The sequence below is a fragment of the Sporolactobacillus sp. THM19-2 genome (assembly GCF_004153195.1).
In the GTDB taxonomy this organism is placed as follows: Bacteria; Bacillota; Bacilli; order Bacillales; family Sporolactobacillaceae; genus Sporolactobacillus.
In genome coordinates this window covers 53054-72099 of record NZ_SEMC01000003.1, presented here as the reverse complement: position 1 = coordinate 72099, position 19046 = coordinate 53054, and the positions used below count along the sequence as shown (strand labels likewise).

The 19046-nt window shown below is 48.4% G+C and carries 15 protein-coding genes; 8 read left to right on the top strand and 7 right to left on the bottom strand.

Annotated features, from left to right (window positions below):
- Nucleotides 1–296: 296 nt before the first annotated feature.
- Complete coding sequence (locus EWH91_RS03775) at nucleotides 297–1013, top strand: helix-turn-helix domain-containing protein (protein WP_129928691.1); 717 nt, start codon at nucleotides 297–299, stop codon at nucleotides 1011–1013.
- 746 nt (nucleotides 1014–1759) lie between these two features.
- Here the strand turns inward: EWH91_RS03775 and cls are convergent.
- On the bottom strand, nucleotides 1760–3208 hold the full coding sequence (cls, locus tag EWH91_RS03770; protein ID WP_129928690.1) for a cardiolipin synthase: 1449 nt from the start codon (nucleotides 3206–3208) through the stop codon (nucleotides 1760–1762).
- Between the two features lie 243 nt (nucleotides 3209–3451).
- Here cls and EWH91_RS03765 point away from each other — a divergent pair, with 243 nt between their 5' ends.
- Nucleotides 3452–4564, top strand: a complete 1113-nt coding sequence (locus tag EWH91_RS03765; RefSeq protein WP_129928689.1) for an AI-2E family transporter — start codon at nucleotides 3452–3454, stop codon at nucleotides 4562–4564.
- A gap of 4 nt (nucleotides 4565–4568) precedes the next feature.
- Here EWH91_RS03765 and alsR read toward each other — a convergent pair whose 3' ends face one another.
- Entirely contained in the window at nucleotides 4569–5459 is an 891-nt protein-coding gene (gene alsR / locus EWH91_RS03760) for an acetoin biosynthesis transcriptional regulator AlsR (RefSeq protein ID WP_129928688.1), read from the bottom strand.
- Nucleotides 5460–5684: 225 nt separating this feature from the next.
- Between alsR and alsS the strand changes: the two genes are divergently transcribed.
- The 4 genes from alsS to EWH91_RS03740 all read left to right on the top strand — a co-directional run bounded on the left by alsS (nucleotide 5685) and on the right by EWH91_RS03740 (nucleotide 10848).
- The gene (gene alsS, locus EWH91_RS03755; RefSeq protein WP_129928687.1) at nucleotides 5685–7373 is read left to right on the top strand and encodes an acetolactate synthase AlsS; all 1689 of its coding nucleotides are present in this window, start codon (nucleotides 5685–5687) and stop codon (nucleotides 7371–7373) included.
- Between the two features lie 47 nt (nucleotides 7374–7420).
- On the top strand, nucleotides 7421–8155 hold the full coding sequence (gene budA, locus EWH91_RS03750) for an acetolactate decarboxylase (protein ID WP_483315820.1): 735 nt from the start codon (nucleotides 7421–7423) through the stop codon (nucleotides 8153–8155).
- Nucleotides 8156–8631: 476 nt separating this feature from the next.
- Nucleotides 8632–9564, top strand: a complete 933-nt coding sequence (locus EWH91_RS03745; RefSeq protein ID WP_129928685.1) for a beta propeller repeat protein — start codon at nucleotides 8632–8634, stop codon at nucleotides 9562–9564.
- 105 nt (nucleotides 9565–9669) lie between these two features.
- Nucleotides 9670–10848 carry an HAD family hydrolase gene (locus EWH91_RS03740; RefSeq protein ID WP_326407516.1) on the top strand — a complete coding sequence of 393 codons (1179 nt, stop codon included), beginning with the start codon at nucleotides 9670–9672 and terminating at the stop codon, nucleotides 10846–10848.
- 214 nt (nucleotides 10849–11062) lie between these two features.
- Here the strand turns inward: EWH91_RS03740 and serA are convergent, their stop codons facing one another.
- From serA to hisC, 3 genes are all read right to left on the bottom strand, one after another.
- Entirely contained in the window at nucleotides 11063–12664 is a 1602-nt protein-coding gene (serA, locus tag EWH91_RS03735; protein ID WP_129928684.1) for a phosphoglycerate dehydrogenase, read from the bottom strand.
- Nucleotides 12657–13826 (bottom strand): pyridoxal-phosphate-dependent aminotransferase family protein, encoded by a 1170-nt coding sequence (locus EWH91_RS03730; protein WP_129928683.1) that lies wholly within the window; start codon nucleotides 13824–13826, stop codon nucleotides 12657–12659. The genes serA and EWH91_RS03730 overlap by 8 nt, the downstream gene beginning before the upstream one ends.
- 460 nt (nucleotides 13827–14286) lie before the next feature.
- A complete protein-coding gene (gene hisC, locus EWH91_RS03725; RefSeq protein WP_129928682.1) occupies nucleotides 14287–15375 on the bottom strand; it encodes a histidinol-phosphate transaminase in 1089 nt (362 codons plus the stop codon).
- 260 nt (nucleotides 15376–15635) lie between these two features.
- Between hisC and EWH91_RS03720 the strand changes: the two genes are divergently transcribed.
- Together EWH91_RS03720 and EWH91_RS03715 are read left to right on the top strand one after the other, a co-directional pair.
- Complete coding sequence (locus EWH91_RS03720) at nucleotides 15636–15914, top strand: chorismate mutase (RefSeq protein WP_165364230.1); 279 nt, start codon at nucleotides 15636–15638, stop codon at nucleotides 15912–15914.
- 101 nt (nucleotides 15915–16015) lie between these two features.
- Nucleotides 16016–16852, top strand: coding sequence for a MurR/RpiR family transcriptional regulator (locus EWH91_RS03715; protein ID WP_129928680.1), 837 nt, complete (start codon nucleotides 16016–16018; stop codon nucleotides 16850–16852).
- A 208-nt stretch (nucleotides 16853–17060) separates the two neighbouring features.
- Here EWH91_RS03715 and thrB read toward each other — a convergent pair whose 3' ends face one another.
- Together thrB and thrC are read right to left on the bottom strand one after the other, a co-directional pair.
- Nucleotides 17061–17987, bottom strand: coding sequence for a homoserine kinase (gene thrB / locus EWH91_RS03710; protein WP_129928679.1), 927 nt, complete (start codon nucleotides 17985–17987; stop codon nucleotides 17061–17063).
- Nucleotides 17984–19045, bottom strand: a complete 1062-nt coding sequence (gene thrC, locus EWH91_RS03705) for a threonine synthase (RefSeq protein ID WP_129928678.1) — start codon at nucleotides 19043–19045, stop codon at nucleotides 17984–17986. Before thrC ends, thrB begins: the two co-directional genes overlap by 4 nt.
- Nucleotide 19046 lies beyond the last annotated feature (1 nt).

The following is a 19046-nucleotide window of genomic DNA, read 5'->3' as shown; positions in this document are numbered from 1 at the left end:
CCCCTGAATCATCATTTCTGTTTTTTATACCTGAATGAGTATATCGGGAGAAAAACAGGCTGTCTTTTCCGATTTACAGGAGATTGTTATCCAGTTTTCAGAGTATCCGTTTCCAAATTGCAAATTTCCCGACTTATTCAGAGATTACATTTAAATTCCGGCGCCACAGGAGAAAAAGATGCCCGGACGACTGGAACGAGCGGCTCAGATGTAACAACATCGTCACAAAACGTGGCTCCATTTTCTGATATACTCCTCGTTGTGAGCATCTAAGATGTACCGGGAGGACCTGTTACGTGCACGACATCTCATTTCATTTCGCATCGCTTGATTCTCGAGTCACTTGTCTGAATCAATCCTGCTTTACACTGATGCTGCCTGTTCACGGGTGCATCAGCATGGTCACATCAGCAGGAAATAAAAGAATCAGCGGTACGCAGATTTGTCTGCTTCCAATTCATCATGCCTGTACCTTCTGTGCAGACGGATCGAACGAGAGCCTGGTCATCGAAATTGATGAAATCTACGCGGTTCACTACTTTAAATCCAGATATACGGAGTGTGAGGGGGATGTTCTGGAGATGGACACCGTACTGCGTTCGGTGAAAGAGCTGTTGATCCGTGAAGTACTTCAACATCACCGGGATGAGTCCTTACTTCTTCTCAATTATCTGCTCCACAAGATTACCGAGAGACCGGTAACGCCTTCAATCCTTTTTATTCATGAACATTATGCTGAAAAAATTGACATCAAAGCTTTAGCTGCGATGGAACATTATACCCCTTCTTATTATTGTGACTGGTTTAAGCGGAAAATCGGAATGACCCCCCTTGCGTATATTCATTTTTTACGTATTCACAGAGCAAAAGAAATGCTTCATGACTCAAAGATGAGTGTACTGGACATCTCATACCAGGTCGGCTATGAGTATAATGCCTCTTTTACAAAAATGTTTAAAAAGTACGAACGAAAATCACCATCCGAATATCGGGCAGCCCTGCATCTCTCGTAAAGCTGTTCAGACAGGATATTCAGATGGTGTGACATGAATGGACAGCAAACACTCAGCCGGAGGTTACCTCCGGCTGATATATTTTCTAGCCGGCTGAAATGGCGTGTAGACCGGCTGATATATTTTCTAGCCGGCTGAAATGACGTGTAGACCGGCTGATATATTTTCTAGCCGGCTGAAATCAACTGGAAATCGGCTGATATATTTTCTAGCCGGCTGAAATGACGTGGAGACCGGCTGATATATTTTCTAGCCGGCTGAAATGACGTGGAAACCGGCTGATATATTTTCCGCCCGGCTGAAATGACGTGGAAACCGGCTGATATATTTTCTAGCCCGCTGAAATGACGTGGAAACCGGCTGATATATTTTCTAGCCGGCTGAAATGACGTGGAAACCCGCTGATATATTTTCTAGCCGGCTGAAATGACGTGGAGACTGGCTGATATATTTTCTAGCCGGCTGAAATGGCGTGGAAATCGGCTGATATATTTTCTAGCCGGCTGAAATGACGTGTAGCCCGCTGAAATAAGTCGTAGCCCGGCTGAAATCACATGTCGACCCGGCTGATAAATCTTGAATTATGGCGATAAATTTCCAGAGGGTCTGATCAAACACTTCCAGACAGATCTTCCAGCACTCCGGCGGCATGTGTGAACCCCTGCTTTTTTGATTGATGCCTTTCTTCAGCCGAAGCCTGCAGATCTGTGCCTTTCCGGGCTGACCACGCCACTTGTATGAATGCCTCAGAGAACAGGGGAGAGTAGGCGCGAGACCGATTCTTTGAATTTAATCAGTGCTGAGCGTTTCTTATAATCTTCCAACGTTAATTCCCGTGACAATCGCATATCCCGCTTGAAGATATCAGCCAGTTTTCGCGCCGTCTGCTCATGATAAATAAAAGCATTAACCTCAAAATTAAGACTGAAACTGCGAAAATCGAGATTGGATGTACCCACCGTTGCCAGCCGTTCATCTGCGATCATAGACTTGGCATGGAGAAATCCGTTTTGATACAGGTACACGCGTGCGCCTGCTTCAAGCAGCTGTCCGACATTGGAAAGAGTCGCCCAGTAGACGAAGGGATGATCCGGTTTGTTCGGAATCATGATCCGGACATCCACCTGTGAAAGCGAGGCAATAGAAATAGCGGTCAAGAGACTCTCATCAGGAATCAGATAAGGGGTTTGAATATAGACGGTCTGTTTGGCCGACAGGATCATTTTAATAAACCCGTTTTTTATCTGCTCCCATTTTTTATCCGGTCCGCTTGATACAATCTGAATCCCGACTTCTCCGTAATGCTTCCTGTTATTAATCTTATAATATTGCTGAAAAGGGACCTGTTCGCCTGACGCCTGATTCCAGTCCAGGAGAAAGCGTGATTGAATACTGTTCACTGCTTCACCCATAATACGCAGATGCGTGTCACGCCAGTAACCGTATTTGGCACTCAGCCCCAAATACTCATCGCCGACGTTAAAACCGCCGAGATAGCCGATTTCTCCGTCTATGATGACTAATTTTCGGTGGTTGCGATAATTAATTCGCAGGTTTAACAGCGGAAGACGCCCGGGGAAGAACGTCTGAAACTTGCCTCCCGCACGAGTCAGCCTCCGGACCAGCTTCTTTGAGAGGTGGCGTGATCCCTCATCATCAACGAGCAGACGGACGATCACGCCTTCTTCGGCTTTCTGCACCAGTGTATCGATCATTTCATTACCGAGAAAATCGCTGCGGAAAATATAATACTCAATATGAATATGGTATTTTGCCGCTCGAATATCCTGAAGCAGCTGTCTGAACTTCTCTTCTCCGTCTGTGTAGAGGGTCATGCTGTTGTTCAGCGTGAGCGGTGCTTCATCATTATTCAGATTCATATAAATCAGTCCGTGATAATCTCTGAGAACAGGTTGGGTAAATGGCGGGTCGTTATTAATGATCGCCAGCATTTGCTTTTTTACCAGCTCACGGGTACGCAAGTGCACGTTATGGTCCCATTTAAAAATCTTACGGCGGCTGAGGTTCTGCCCGAAAACCAGATAAAAAATAAAGCCGACAATCGGCATGAAGTTAAGAATCATCAGCCATGCCCAGGTGGAACTGATGCTTTTTCTTTCCAGAAAGACAACTGTTGCTCCCAGAAAAATATTAGATAAAATAATGACGCCCAGTAGTATAGTCGTAATGGTCATTCAAACACACATCCTTTACCCCGCGCCAGCAGGCGTTTAAATTATATAACAAAAACAGACAGCCCTGCCAGCATCTGCATGATAGCAGGGGAGGTTTTTCATTTCACTGCTGCCCGTCATCGTGAAAATCAGGGTATCCTGCCAGTGTCTGCGTTGATTCGTTGATTCTGCACACGCTATAATAGAGTAAGCGAAAGGTCCTGAGACCGGTGGCGAAAGTTGATAAAGGTGTGATCACGTACTGTGCTAAAAAAACATTCAAAATTGATATTCTGGACAATTGAACTGCTTGCACTTGCTCTGTTGATTTTTGTTCTGACAAAAATTTCCTTCATTTTCGTACCGATTGTTACGCTGATCACGACACTTTTCTTTCCGATCATCGTCGCCGGTTTTTTATTTTTTCTGCTCAGTCCACTTGTCAATCTGATTCAGCATTATAAAATCCCCCGAGGACTGGCGATCCTATTGATCTACATCCTTCTGGCCGGCTTAATCGTGCTGCTTGTGGTGTCCGTCGGTCCTCCGCTCGGCAATCAGGTCAAGTCTCTGTTTGCACAGATCCCGGATTATATCAGAAACTGGCAAACAGGGATCGAGCATCTGGCGGATACGCGCGGCTTCAAATGGCTGATTCATCAGGATTATTATTCAATAGATAACATCCAGAAAAATTTTGCTGAAATGATTCAGGATTACTCAAAAAACGCAAGCTCCGGTATCTCCACCTTTTTTAATGTTCTGGTCAATATTACATTAACGGTGGTGACTGTACCTTTTATTCTATTCTACATGCTGAAAGATGGGGACAGGCTGCCACATGCCGTCACACGTTTTTTCCCCTCTCAGTATCATCACGAAGTCACAAAGATTTTGCAAGATCTGAGTACAACTCTTTCATCGTACATTCACGGCCTGATTATCGTTGCATCTTTTGTAGGCATCAGCTCAAGCCTCGGATTTTCGATCATCGGTCTGCCCTACAGCCTGCTCCTGGGGCTTGTTGTCGGTATAACGAACATCATTCCTTATCTTGGCCCAATACTCGGCGCGACACCGGCGATCATTATCGCACTGATGGATTCGCCGACAAAAGCACTGCTTGTTCTCGCGGTCATTGTGACCGTGCAGCAGATGGATAGTCATCTTATTTCTCCGCTTGTCATGGGGAAAAGACTGCAGACGCATCCGCTGACGATTATTTTTCTTCTCCTGGTTTCGGGGAAATGGCTCGGCCCCATCGGGATGATTCTTGCGGTACCCACCTATGCGATGATCAAAACGATTGTGATGCACGCCGTCAGGCTATTCCGTCTGAGAAAGAAGAGTAAGGATGACAGTTTAATTGATAAGTAATCCGTCAGTCGATCACTTTCCCGATTTTACGGGTCAGGCTGATAAACTGGTGCATGGCGGGATTACTGTTGGTCTTGCGTCTGGCCAGTGAAAGAACAGCATGGAGTTTAATCCCTGCAATTTCCCGATAGACGACATCAAGATTGAACAGCTTTTCGGCACCGGCGGGTACGACACCAATACCGATCCCGGCTGAGACCAGTCCGACGACCATTTGATATTCCGTTGCTTCCTGGACGATGTTTGGGGAAAAGGGGACATCACGGAACAGCGATAGAAATTCATCATACAGACCGGGCCAGATTTCACGGCTGACCAGGATGAAGGACTGATCACGTAAATCTTCGATATGTAATTTCTTTTTTTCAGCAAGCGGATGATTTTTCGGGAGGGCCAGGGCGGCAAAACCCTGCTTCACAGGCTCTGCTTCAATCAGTGATGAACTGATCGGAGGGTGAAGCAAACCGATATCGATCCGGTTGCCGATCAGTGCGCTGATCTGGTCGGGAGTGGAAAGCTCATGAAGAACCACTGCCACGTCCGGGAAGTTCTTTCGATATTCGCGAATAAATCGGGGAAGAATATCATAAGTAGCCGAACCGACGAATCCGATGACCAGGCGACCAAACTCCCCCCGCTGTGCACGCTGCGCGGTACTGACCGCCTGCTCAGCCTGAGCGAGCACCTGCCGGGCTTCCGGGAGGAAAAATTCTCCGGCCGTTGTCAGTTCCACATGTCTTTTGTTTCGCTTAAACAGGGTAACACCAATCTCTTCCTCAAATTGCTGAATCTGTTTGCTGAGTGGCGGCTGGGTCATACGCAGCCGTTCAGCAGCCCGGCCAAAATGCAGTTCCTCAGCCACTGTGATGAAATAAATAAATTGACGGAGTTCCATCCGTATTGCCGCTCCCTTTCGTGAATCCTGTAAGTAGTTTCATTATAATTGTTGCCGTTTTCATTTTCAATTAATATATATTATATATTACAACGAAAAGAATAATATATTTCACAACAATGAACATGCCATGTAAAATGATAGTAAATACTAAACAGAGTAGTTATTGATCTGAAAAAGGCGGGATCTGCGCTCTTTTCAGATGAGTTAAGGGAGTGAGAATCAATGAGCCGTATTGAGAAAAAGCAGAAAAAGACACGGACAACAGGTGCAGAGCTGGTCGTTGATTGTCTGATCAGACAGGGTGTTCAGTATGTGTTTGGTATTCCCGGTGCAAAAATTGATGCAGTGTTCGATGTGTTACAGGATCGCGGTCCGGAACTGATTGTCTGCCGCCATGAGCAGAACGCCGCATTCATGGCAGCCGCTGTGGGGCGCATCACGTGTAAGCCGGGGGTCTGCCTTGTCACTTCAGGACCCGGTGCCTCAAATCTTGCGACCGGAATCGCTACGGCGAACGTTGAGAATGATCCGGTTGTCGCGCTTGTGGGGGCAGTACCGCGGGCGGATCGGCTGAAAAGAACTCATCAGTCAATGGACAACGCCGGACTGTTTCATCCGATTTCAAAATTCAGCGCTGAAGTTGTCGATCCGAAGAATGTCGCCGAAGTAGTGACAAATGCCTTTCGTGCTGCCGAATCCACAGCGGCAGGGGCAAGTGTCGTCAGTTTCCCTCAGGATGTCATGCAGGCGGAAACGGATGTCACCGCGCTCGGGCCACTAAAGACCCCTGAACTCGGGACGGCTTCTGATGCGGCGGTTGATGCAGCCGTTGATGCTTTGAAAAATGCGAAGATGCCTGTGATTCTGGCAGGCATGCGTGCCAACCGTTATTCTGTCGTATCCGCCGTCCGTTCACTCCTGAGAAAGATCTCCTTACCCGTCGTTGAAACATTTCAGGCGGCGGGACTGATTCCACGCGACATGGAGGAACATTTCTTTGGACGTATCGGACTCTTCCGTAACCAGCCGGGAGACCTGATTCTGGAGAAGGCAGATGTGGTGCTGACGATCGGATACGATGCTGTAGAATATGATCCAAAATTCTGGAACCATTCAGGTCACCGGAAGATCATCCATCTGGATGAGATACGTGCCGATATTGACCACTTTTATCAGCCGTCTATAGAGCTGATCGGGGATATACCGGGGACGGTAAAAGAAATTGAAAAGAAACTGACACACCTCAGTATCGCACCGGAAAATCTGAATGATCTGGAGCAGATGAGATTGCGCCTGGACGCTTACGATGAACCGCCGGAAAACCTGGCGAGTCATCTGGTTCATCCGCTGCAGCTGATTCATACCCTGCGCCGTCTGATCAGTGATGAGACAACAGTGACCTGCGACGTTGGATCCCATTATATCTGGATGGCCAGACATTTCCGTTCTTATGAACCCAAAACGCTGCTGTTCAGTAATGGGATGCAGACCCTTGGCGTGGCACTTCCATGGGCCATGGCAGCAAGCCTGATTCATCATAAGGCAAAAACGATCTCGATGTCGGGAGACGGTGGTTTTCTGTTCTCGGCGATGGAGCTTGAAACGGCGGTGCGGCTGAAACTGCCGATCGTCCATATTGTCTGGCGGGACGGTGCGTATGATATGGTTGCCTTCCAACAGAAGATGAAATATAACCGGACTTCAGGTGTGGATTTCGGAAAAATTGATGTGGTGGCTTATGCGGAAGCATTTGGTGCAATCGGGATGCGCGTAGACAAACCGGATGATCTGGAATCCGTCCTTCGTAAAGCGCTTGATATTCAGGACGTACCGGTGATCATTGATGTTCCGGTCGATTACAGTGATAATATTGCACTTGGAAAGAGTTTGATTCCAAATCAGCTGAATTGATCTGGAGTCATGCACTCGAAATGCAGTGACCATTTTTTGTAAAGGAGATTTTAATTGTGACAAGTGAAGGAAACAAAGAAACCGGAGAAGTTTTTCAGCTTTCTACAATGACATCGCTGCTCGCAGGTGTTTATGAAGGAGCTATGAACTATAATCAAATTAAGGAACACGGTGACTTTGGTATTGGAACATTTGAACATCTCGACGGTGAAATGATCGGCTTTGACAATAAATTTTATCGATTGCGTGGTGACGGGACAGCTACGCCGCTGAAACCGGAGGACAAGACGCCTTTCTGCTCGCTGACTCACTTCCGTCCGCAAATCAAAAAAAATTTCGATAAGCCTTTAAATAAAGCAGAATTTGAGCAGGAACTGCACCGGCTGGTACCGAGTGATAATCTGTTCTATGCCTACCGGATTGACGGTGTGTTCAGGGAAGTACGGACACGGACCGTCGCTTATCAGGAGAAGCCGGTGCCGATGACAGAAGCGGTAAAAACCCAGCCTGTTTTTGATTTTGAAAACAGAAAGGGGACGATTGTCGGGTTCTGGACGCCTGCTTTCGCCCAGGGCATAGCCGTTGCGGGTTATCATTTTCATTTCATCGACGAAGAGAAACAGGGGGGAGGACATGTGCTTGATTATGTCCTTGACCATGGCACGTTGCTGATTGATCAGAAGACGCATCAGAGTCTGTATACCCCTGATACCGAATCCTTCCTTAAAACCGACCTGTCAAGAAATGATCTTGAAAAAGAAATTCAGGTGACTGAGGGCTGAGTCGGCCCGCAAACAGAACGATGATGCATTTAAACCCGGTAACACCGGGCTTTTTTATACCTTGAACGGTCAAACGCCAGATGTCGCACCAGATGAAAAAAGGGGTTTACCTCCTCAGACCTGTGCGAGGGCCGGTGCCAGATGATTCTTTTCCTGCTTCACATTTAGTATAATTCTATATAGATCCATCATCCTGATCATTCGGAGGAAAAAAGTGTGAATAACCATGATATCACCTGTGATTGAAGGGCAGGACTTGCCGGATGTCCGGATGAGCCTGATCCCGGGGAAACGGTGATTGCAAAAAGCGGGTGACGATTTTTGGTGAGAGCTGGCTCTTTTGACCTGCTTGACGGCAGAGAATCACTCCCGTGCCGATGGGTGAAAACGATTCAGTTGAGATCTCTTCCGGATCATGTAAGAATGGATACAGGGCAAAATATTGAATACCAATTTTTACTGGAGTGGCTAAAAAAGTGGGAAACAGAGAAAAGGTATCAGGAAACGGATCAGACAGGAAGAGTTTTAAACTTGTATTCTGGCTCTTTGTTGCTAAAATCGCACTCATTCTGCTACTGGCCGGCTTTGCAGTCTGGCTGATTTATGTGGTGAAGCAGGCGGTGACAGGGGACAACTCAGGTCTTCACTTCAAACATATTACAGGCAGTGGCTACACGCAGAACGGAAAGCTCTGGGTCGCATCCGACTCGGGCCTTGCCGGTTACCATGACGGGAAATGGAGCAGGAGTTCTGAGAACAAAACGAAAGGGACCTTTTTCCTTCCGGTGGATAACGGTTATTTCCGAATCACTGGAAAAACGATTGAATACATAGCGGATGGAAAGGTCATTACAAAGAATGAGTTGCCTGCAGGGCTCGGTAAGGGAGTCTGGGCTGCCGGTTACAAGTCGCACGCAATCAGTCACCTGAGCCGAGATCAGTTGTCCATCTCCGTAGATTCAGGAAACTCCTGGGAGGACCAACAGCTGGAAGGGATCAAAGGAAATCCGCAGCAACTGGCGATTGACCCGGGGAACGACAGAAATTTTGCTGTAGCAACAGATCGGGGACTTTATCTGACTTCGGATGGCGGAAAGACGGGTATTGCTATGCTGAAAGGTGAGAACGTCACCAGTGTGTCATACGGATTTAACAGCCGCCAGACACTGCTTGCGGGTACTTCAGGGGATGAAACGGCGCTCTACAGCATCATTCCCGATGAGGATAAGGCGATTCATCTGGATATCGGCTCGGTTGAGAGCGACCGGCTAATTCAAATAAAGCAGAATCCCGTACGTCATCAGGAGGCCGTTCTGATCACAGCAGGTGGAAATATTTATATGACGGAAAACGGGGGTCAAAACTGGGTCATTATCGCTCAAAACGGCCGTGCTTTATCTCTCCACTGAGCGACGGACAGGACGGCAGCAATTTCTGACACTTTTCTGAGCCCTTCAGACCACTCCGGGACGGACAACGATGACTGAAGCAAGACATGAAGTGCAGTGTTCAAAATGAGTGATGGGATTGGTGAACAGGGGAAAATGATAAAAACAATTTTATTTGATGTCGACGGGGTTTTCCTGAGTGAAGAACGCTACTTTGACGCTTCGGCGCTGACGGTCAGGGAGCTGCTGCTAAGTGATCATTATCTTGGACTCGGCAGGGCGCATGGGTTCAAGACAAGGTACAGCGACCGTGAAATTGCTGACATTCGCGCGAACATTTTTCTAAACGATGATGTATTAAACTTTATGAAATCCAGAGGCATGAATGCAAACTGGGATATGATTTACGTCACTTTTTCCGTGCAGCTGATTCACTTAACAGCACAGTTGCCGGAAGATGCACGCGAGGAGGCGAAAAAGTGGTTTCAGAAACCGATCGACAGGGCGTCACTCGATCAGTTCAGAACGCTTTTCCGGAAATATCCGGTTCAGCCTGATTTCTCTCAGTTTATGACTGATTTTGCCGATACAGAGGTAACCCGTCAGGGCATCATCCTCTATCTGAATCAGATCGCCGGGAAACGTCTGGGACTGGAAACGGACATTTTCAGGCCGAAAAGTGCGTTATGGCATATCGGGGAACATGCTTCCCAGGAATGGTATATTGGTGATGATCATGTACTTGCCGCAACAGGTATGCCTTCCGTACAGACAGGGAAAGAGGGCTTCATGAATGAAGAACGGACACTGGCAGATCCGGCGCGGATACGCCGGTTGTTCAGCCGGCTCTCTGATAGCGGAGTGAAGATCGGTATTGCAACCGGACGACCGCATCTTGAGACCTTCAGACCCTTTGGTTATCTGCACTGGCTGGAACTGCTCGATGAGAATCACATAGCGACAGCCGATGACGTCCTTATGGCAGAAAAAAAATACGATGCAGCCCCGCTTGCCAAGCCGCATCCCTTTACCTATCTGCTCGCCCGCTATGGAAAGGACAGCGATGTGAAAGCACTGACGGCAAGGAAACCGGAAAAACTTGCAGACGGGAAGGACACGTTAATCGTCGGGGACTCTCTTGCCGATCTCTTCTGCGCCCGTCAGCTGGGCTGCCGCTTCGCCGGTGTTCTGACTGGTCTCTCCGGTCAAAAAGCAAAGCCGGAACTTGAAGCGCACGGTGCAGATTACATTCTTGATTCCATAGCCGATATGGAAGATCTTGTTTTTGAAAAGCTGAATAAATAAGCCGTTTTGTTAAGAAAACTCAGCGAAGTGGAGCCTCCGGCGGCTGAGCCGATCGAGATTTATCCCTGCCACCGGGGATTTTGTTTTTCTGAACCTTTTTTCCTTAAAAGTTATATGCCGTTTAAAAGTACAGAAAAAACCCCCTCCGGATGTCGAAGGGGATTTTTTCTAGTTCTGTAAAATTGTCCGGCGGGAACGAGAAATCAGAACCTGATCAGTCATTTTCCGGAACGTCAATTTCCGCGAACTGAACATCATCCAGATCCGGAAGGGAGAGGATTTCCTTTCTGATTTCCCCGGAAACGGGCTTATCTACAGTGAGGATCATCACCGCTTTCCCGCCAACCGCCTGCCGGCCGACATACATGCTGCCGATATTGATATGATCTTTGCCGAGCAGTGATCCAACATTGCCAATCATGCCGGGCACGTCATTATGGGTGATGTAGAGAGAATATTTTTCAGGCTCCATATCCAGACGATAACCGTTAATGGAAACAATACGGCCGCCGAATCCCGGCAGATAGGTGCAGGCGATGGTCGCCCTTTCACCGTCATGTTCGATTTCGAGTTCAATAAAATTAGTGAACCCTTTATGCGCCGCATTCTTCTGTACATTGTAAGAAAGACTGTGTGCCTTCAGTACCTGCATGACATTAACGATGTTGATTGATGTATCCAGATAAAATGAGAGCAGAGCCTTAATGATTTGTCTGGTCAGGAGTCCGGTATCTTCCAGAAAAAGTTCGCCATAATAATTGATCGTAATTTTTTTGGGCGCTTTTTTGAAAATCTGCATCAATAGCTCAGCCATCTGTTCGCTTAATGTCAGGTAGGGCTTGATTTTCTGCTGAACGGCAGCAGAGATATGCGGAAGATTCAGTGCATGCTGGACACTTCCCGTTTCAAAAATTCCGACAATCTCTTCACTGACCGACTGGGCTACCTTCTCCTGAGCTTCGGCAGTTGAGGCGCCAAGATGCGGCGTCACGATAATCTTGGGATTTTGCGTGAGCCCTGTATTTTCCGGGGGTTCATGCGTGAAAACATCAATGGCGGCTCCCGCCACCTGGCCGCTGTTTACGGCATCCACAAGCGCCTGTTCATCGATGATACCGCCGCGGGCGCAGTTAATGAACCGAACGCCCTTTTTGGTTTTCGCCATAAAGCCGGCATCAATCAGACCTCGAGTCTCAGCAGTCAGCGGCGTATGTACCGTAATAAAATCCGCCTGCGCCGCAATCGTGTCCAGATCGGCTTTAGTGACCCCCGTTTTTTTTGCCCGGTCTTCAGTGAGGAACGGATCATAGGCGAGTATGTTCATCCGGAAGGCTTTTGCCCGTTTCGCCACTTCTGTCCCGATGCGTCCCATGCCTACAACGCCGAGCGTTTTCTGGTACAGTTCTACACCCTTAAACCGTTTGCGGTCCCATGTTCCCGAAGAAAGGGAACCGTACGCCTGCGGGATGTTCCTGGCAAGTGCAAGCATCATGGCCAGGGTATGTTCCGTTGCGGCAATCGTGTTACCGGCCGGAGCATTGATCACGATTACCCCTTTTTCCGTAGCTGCATCGATATCGATATTATCTACACCGACACCGGCGCGGGCAATCACCTTCAGATGATCGGCTGCCTGAATGATCTCGCGTGTCACCTGTGTCTGACTGCGGACAATCAGGGCATCATAACCGCTGATTGCATGGACCAGTTCCTCCCGGGGCAGTCCCGGACGCTGATCAACCTGGACGTCTGGATGGTTAAGCAGCGCTTTTAATCCTGTTTCATTTATTGGATCGGTAACGATAACTTTATACATGCTGGATCCACACCTTCTCTGCTTTTTTCGTTGCCACACCAAGCCGTGGTTCCTGACCCAGTTTTGCAAGTGTCAGTTCAAGAGCGCTCAGCACTTTAAGCACATCAAAGGGTGTGCAGTACCCCATATGCCCGATTCTGAAAATCTTTCCTTTGAGTTTCTTCTGACCGCCGGCTATGGTGATCGAAAAATCTTTTTTCAATGCTTTCTGAATGTCTGGTGCAGGAATGTCTTCCGGCTGAACCGCGGTGACGGTCGGAGAGGCATCTTCATCGCTTGTCAGAAGCGGCAGACCCAGCCCGCGGATGCCGGCACGCATCATGTCCCGGAGCAGGGTATGACGCTCGACGACATGATTCCAGCCTTCTTCTTCAATCATCGTGCAGACTTCACGGGCTCCGGCAATCAGCGAAACAGCCGGGGTGAAGGGTGTGGATTTCTGCTCTTCATAGGCTTTTACGTACCGGTTCAGGTCAAGATAAAATCTTCTTTCAGGGCAGGCCTTAATGGCCTCAAGGCCCCGGTCGCTGAAGGAAACAAAAGCCAGCCCCGGCGGCAGCATCAAGGCTTTCTGTGAACTTGTGACGAGCAGGTCAATCTGATCGGCTTCCATATCTACCGGAACCGCACCGATACAGCTGACGCCGTCGACGATAAAGAGAGCGTCTGTTTTTTTACGGACCACCTTGCCCAGTTCATGAATGGGATTCAGCACACCCGTTGACGTCTCATTGAAGGTGGCAAATACGGCTTTTACAGGTGTTCCCGACAGTTTGTCGAGGAAAGCTGCCAGTTCATCCGGAGAACAGGATTTGCCCCATTCAATATTCAGCCGGTGCGTATGAACGCCGTAGTTTTCAGCGATTGTCGCGAATCGGTCACCGAAGGATCCGGCCACAATCACCACAGCGTGTTCGCCCGCGGCAACCGTATTGACAACGGCGGCTTCAAGTGCCGAAGTACCGCTGCTTGTCAGGGCGAGTACCGGGTGTTTCGTACCAAAAACCGGCATCAGTTTAGTGGCCACTTCTTCAATGAGAACGGAAAAATCCGGACTGCGGTGGCCAATCATCGGTCGGGCCATTGCTGCATTTACTCGATTGGGTATGGGAGTCGGACCCGGTGTGAACAAATACGTTTGATCAAGAAACAGGTTGCTCATCATTTAACTCATCCCTTCTCTTCTCTGTTTTTTGTTGCTCAGGTTCTGCCCGCCATGTCTGTTGATTCTCGATCCGGCCGGTATCCCGAATCAGCCAGTATATAGCATGAACATTGCCCTTAGAGTATAAAAACGCCCCCCGCAGTGTGCATAAACTCACTGCGAGGGGCGTGATTATCGCTGTGCCACCCTCATTTACCGTCTGCATTGCAAACGGCCTTCCTTACGCTATAACGGTCAGATTTTTCTACCGGACCAGCCTACTGAAACATTCAGCCGATCAGTTCCGAAGGGCTAAAGCTGAAGAAACATACACCGGTTTCCAGCGCTCCCGGCTCTCTGTCTGTACCTTTCCAAAGCCTGTTATCTTCTTCATCACTGTTATTTTAATTGTGTACAAATTGTAACAGCATTTTGGCAGTTTGTAAAGAAAAATATTTTCAAAAATGTTTACCGGGTTTCACAAACTGGGTTCGGACAGGGTTTCATTCATCGCCTGTTCAAGGACGGGCAGCAGGCCCTTCATATCATTCATTTTTCCAATCGTGATTCGGACCCCGTCTTCAAAGGCCTGAATCAGATAACCGTTTCGTTTGCAGATCTCCTGTACGGCTTTGGCATGCCCCGTTTTTACAAAGATAAAATTCGCCTGGGAAGGAAAATAAGGGATCTCTTTCCTGTCCAGAAAAGCGTATGTCATATCGAGAACTTCTCTGTTCTTTCGTACGCAGGCCTCTTTAAAGGCCTGATCCTGGAGGGCGGCGAAGGCTGCGATCTGGCTTAGCCGCGGATTGTTAAACGGTGGCCTGACTTTTTCTATTTCTTCAATCACGCGACGCCGGCCAATGGCATAGCCGATTCGGAAGGAGGCAAGACCGTATGATTTTGAAAAGGTGCGCAGGACAAGTACGTTTTCCTGATCATTTATCCATTCAAGTGACCGGGGAAAATCTTCTGCAACGACAAAATCGATATAGGCTTCATCCAGGACGATGAGCACATCGCCCGGTACGCGCTTCACGAAGGCGTAAAGTTCTCTGCCGGTGACATAGGTGCCCGTCGGATTATTCGGGTTACAGATCCAGACGACTCTGGTGGTCTGATCAATCACGTCGAGCATGCCCTGAAGGTCGTGCCTGCCTTCCCTGTTGCAGGGGATCTTGCGCGTTTGTGCCCCTTCAATCTGCGCATGGCAGTAATATTCGTAGAACGTCGGCCATGCCATGACGATACTGTCTCCGGGAGCAAGAAAAGCCCTGCTGACCAGCACAATAATTTCATCCAGCCCCAGTCCGAACAGCAACTGGTTTTCATTAATGTTGAGCCGCTTCGCCAGGTCCTGCCTCAAAGCGCTGTCCTGGCAGTCCGGATACAGCTCAGGGAGAAGGGCTGCCTGAGCGATAGCCCGGGCTACCTCAGGTGAAGATCCATAAACATTTTCGTTGGCGTCGAGTTTGACGAGATGATCCAGGCCATATGCTTTTTTTATCTCATCAGGAGACGGCCCCGGGTCATAAGCCCGCAGATGAGCGAGATTTTTTTTAAACATGTCAGACACTCCCTGTTAATCATTTAACCGATATGATATATGTATGATGATTGCCCTTTTTTGGGTAAAGGTGCCGTTTTCGGAAAATGTGCAGAATGGCCACCTTCATGATTCAATTTAAACACGCCGGTTCTGCTATGTAAAGAGACCTGACATAAGGGTGAATGAAGTTATTGGACGAGCCCATTGACTTGAATGACATTTTTTTATAATCTGTGTTCATACTGATTTTATCGCGGCAGAAGCGGGAGGGACGGCAAGTGACGGCAGATCGTCTGAGGCAATTACGCAGGGAGATTGATACTATTGACAGAGAACTGATCGGATTACTGAATCAGCGGGCCCGTGTTGTTCGGGAGGTGGGCAAAGAAAAAAAGGCAGCAGGGACCGCCTACACCGATTCGCTGCGTGAAAAGGAAATACTGAACCGGATTGCAGTGGAAAACAGAGGCCCGTTTCCTACCGCCTCTCTGCAAAAACTGTTTGGTGAAATCTTTGAAATCAGCAAGCATCTTGAAAAGAAAAGCGATTCAGATTAAATATTTTGTTTAATTTCAGCAAACGTTTACAGAAAATTATTTTCAAATGTAAGCGTTTGATGTACAATAAAGATATGATATAAATAGGGAGGGGAAGAATGATGACACAGCAACAATGCCTGATTCGCATTCAGTCGGCATACCCGCACCTGAGCGAAAAGGAGAAAAGGATTGCCGATTATATTCTGAATGATCCGGAAGAGACGGTGCACAGCAGTATTAATCAGGTGTCGGCGAGAATTAAAGTAGCTGACGCGACGGTCTTCCGTTTCTGCAGGAGGCTGGAATTCAAGGGATTCCAGGAAATGAAAATTGTTCTGGCGGCAGACATCGCCAAAAGCCGCCATCTTGAACAGGAAAAGGTTAGATTTGACGGCGACGAGGAGATGCTGCTTGCCGATCATGTCTTCAGAGATAATATCCGCACGCTTGAGAACACGTTTCAGATCCTGAACAGCGATCATTTTAAGCAGGCGGTAAGCATCCTGTCCGGTGCCAGGCGTATTGCCTTCTTTGGCAGCAGCGGTTCGGCGATGATGGCTCAGGAAGCCCACCGTAAATTTGTCCGGGCGGGCATGATGACTTTTGCTCCGTCGGATAATGAGTTTCAGATGCTTTCGGCTTCTCAGCTGGGTGAACGTGATGCGGCCGTGTTTATCTCGTATTCAGCGTCCGATAAGCACTTGCTTCAGGTTGCCAGAACGGCAAAGTCAAAGATGAGCCCGACAATCGGTCTGACCGGATTTATGAAGTCCGCACTCAGTGATCTGATGGATGTGTCTCTTCACACGGTGTCTGTATCTGCCGACTACAGATCAGAATCTTATGTCGCCCGGGCGGCACAATTAACACTGATCGATGCCCTTTTTGTTAACGTAATGCGACGTGTCAGGAAAGACCGCCATAATGAACAGGAACGTGTTGTTCTCCAGAGTTAGAGTGTTTATAAATAATTGGATTGGAAACGTTTGCAATGGTCGGAGCGTCTAGTGGGAGTGGACAACGAGATAGACAACATATAAGATGCCCAGTAAACATGCAAAGAAAAAGATAAATCCCCAGCCAATTTTTACTTTCATAAGAAAACTCCCTTCTCTGTCTTATTATTGGCAGAAGAGGGAGTTTTATGTGTCCGGGCCGGGTCTGTTACTGATCTTCTGTGCGTGGCACCGCTTCGGTCACCTTGGAGACAGCCCCTTCTGAAACGGGGTGCAGGGTGACACAGATGTCATTCGGGAAAGCTGTCTGCAGTTTTTCCTTTATGGCAGAACTTTTTCCCTGAGGGGCCAGACACATCACGGTCGGACCGGCTCCGCTCAGGAAAGTGCCGAATGCACCGGCTGACTTCGCAAGAGAAGAAATCCCCTCGAGGTCGGGAATCAGTTTCGCGCGGTACGGTTGATGAAAATGATCACTCTCCATCATCTGACCGGCCAGTTTGCCGTTATGACTCAAGAGAGCGCAGATCAGTACATTAGCCACACTGCTGCCTTCTATAGCCTGATGGAAGGGAAGGACATCAGGCAGGACATGACGGGCATCACTGGTTTTCAGTTCAAAATCAGGAATCAGTGTGACAAAATCAAAATCAGGCACGGGCAATTTAACCGAATGGACAGCCGCAGTCGATTGGGTGGATATCACAAGCCCCCCGTACAGAGAGGCTGTGACATTATCCGGATGGCCTTCGGTGCGGCAGGCGAGCCATGATTTTTCTTCTATGCTGAGCTTCAGGTCAAGCAGAAAGTCAGCCAGTTCAATCCCGGAAATAATTGCTGCACCACTGCTTCCCAGACCACGTGCAAGGGGAATATCACTGTGCACGGTGATTTCATAGGGAGGAAGAGATGCCTGGAAGTGTTCTGCAAGTTTTTTCGCTGTCCTGTAAATCAGATTTTCTGCAACAGGAGGATGAAAGTCAGGCTGATCCACATAGTTGAACTGCCATCGGTCTGCCTGCCGGGCATCCAGCACAAGATAACGATTGACGGCCATACCGATTGAATCAAAACCTGGTCCGAGATTGGACGTACTGCCCGGAACTTTGATCTGGAAAGCGGGAGGATGTATCATTTTGCCACCTGCCGGAGTGAATCGACGACCGCGGATTTTTCCGCACCGATCTCAGTCGGTTCAATAGTCAGCGTGTCCATAGCGGTAGCGGGATCCTTTAGTCCGTTTCCGGTCAGAATGCAGACAATTTTTGATCCCTTTTTGATTTTACCTGCGCTGATATGCTTGATCAGTCCGGCGATCGAAGCACAGGAAGCCGGCTCGGCAAATACACCTTCCGTCCGGGCTATCCGCTTATAAGCTTCCAGAATCTGCATGTCAGTCACATAATCAATCTCACCATGGGATTCTTTTTCAGCAGCGACGGCCAGTTTCCAGCTGGCCGGATTGCCGATACGGATGGCAGTCGCGATCGTCTCGGGATGCTCGATCACCTTGTTCTTTACGATGGCGGCAGCTCCTTCTGCCTCAAAACCGTGGATCTCCGGAGGGGCAATCTGCCGCTTGTCGCGCAGTTCCTTAAATCCTTTCCAGTAAGCAGAGATATTGCCCGCATTGCCTACCGGGATGCAAAGAACATCCGGGGCTGTACCGCCCAGCTGTTCAACAATTTCGTAGGCACCTGTTTTCTGCCCTTCAAGACGATAAGGATTGATTGAATTCACAATTTTATATTCAGAGTGAGCCCCGGTATACCGGACGATGTCAAGCGCCTGATCAAAATTGCCATCGACTTCAAAAATACGGGCACCGTACATGACCGACTGGGCCAGTTTCCCGAGCGCAATTTTTCCCTTTGGAATCACAATGATGCAGTCCATACCTGCGCGGGCACTGTATGCAGCAGCTGAAGCAGATGTATTTCCTGTTGATGCGCAGATGACTCCTTTAGCCCCTTCTTCTTTTGCTTTAGCAACGGCAAGAAACATCCCGCGGTCTTTAAAACTTCCGGTCGGGTTCAGCCCTTCGAACTTCACACTGATCTCACATTCCAGCTGTTCTGATAGTTTGTCCAGCGGAATCAGGGGTGTATTCCCCTCCAGTAAGGTCAGCCGTGGTGTCTTCTCTGTCACAGGCAGGACATCTTTGTATTTTTCCATAAGCCCCTTCCAGACCATT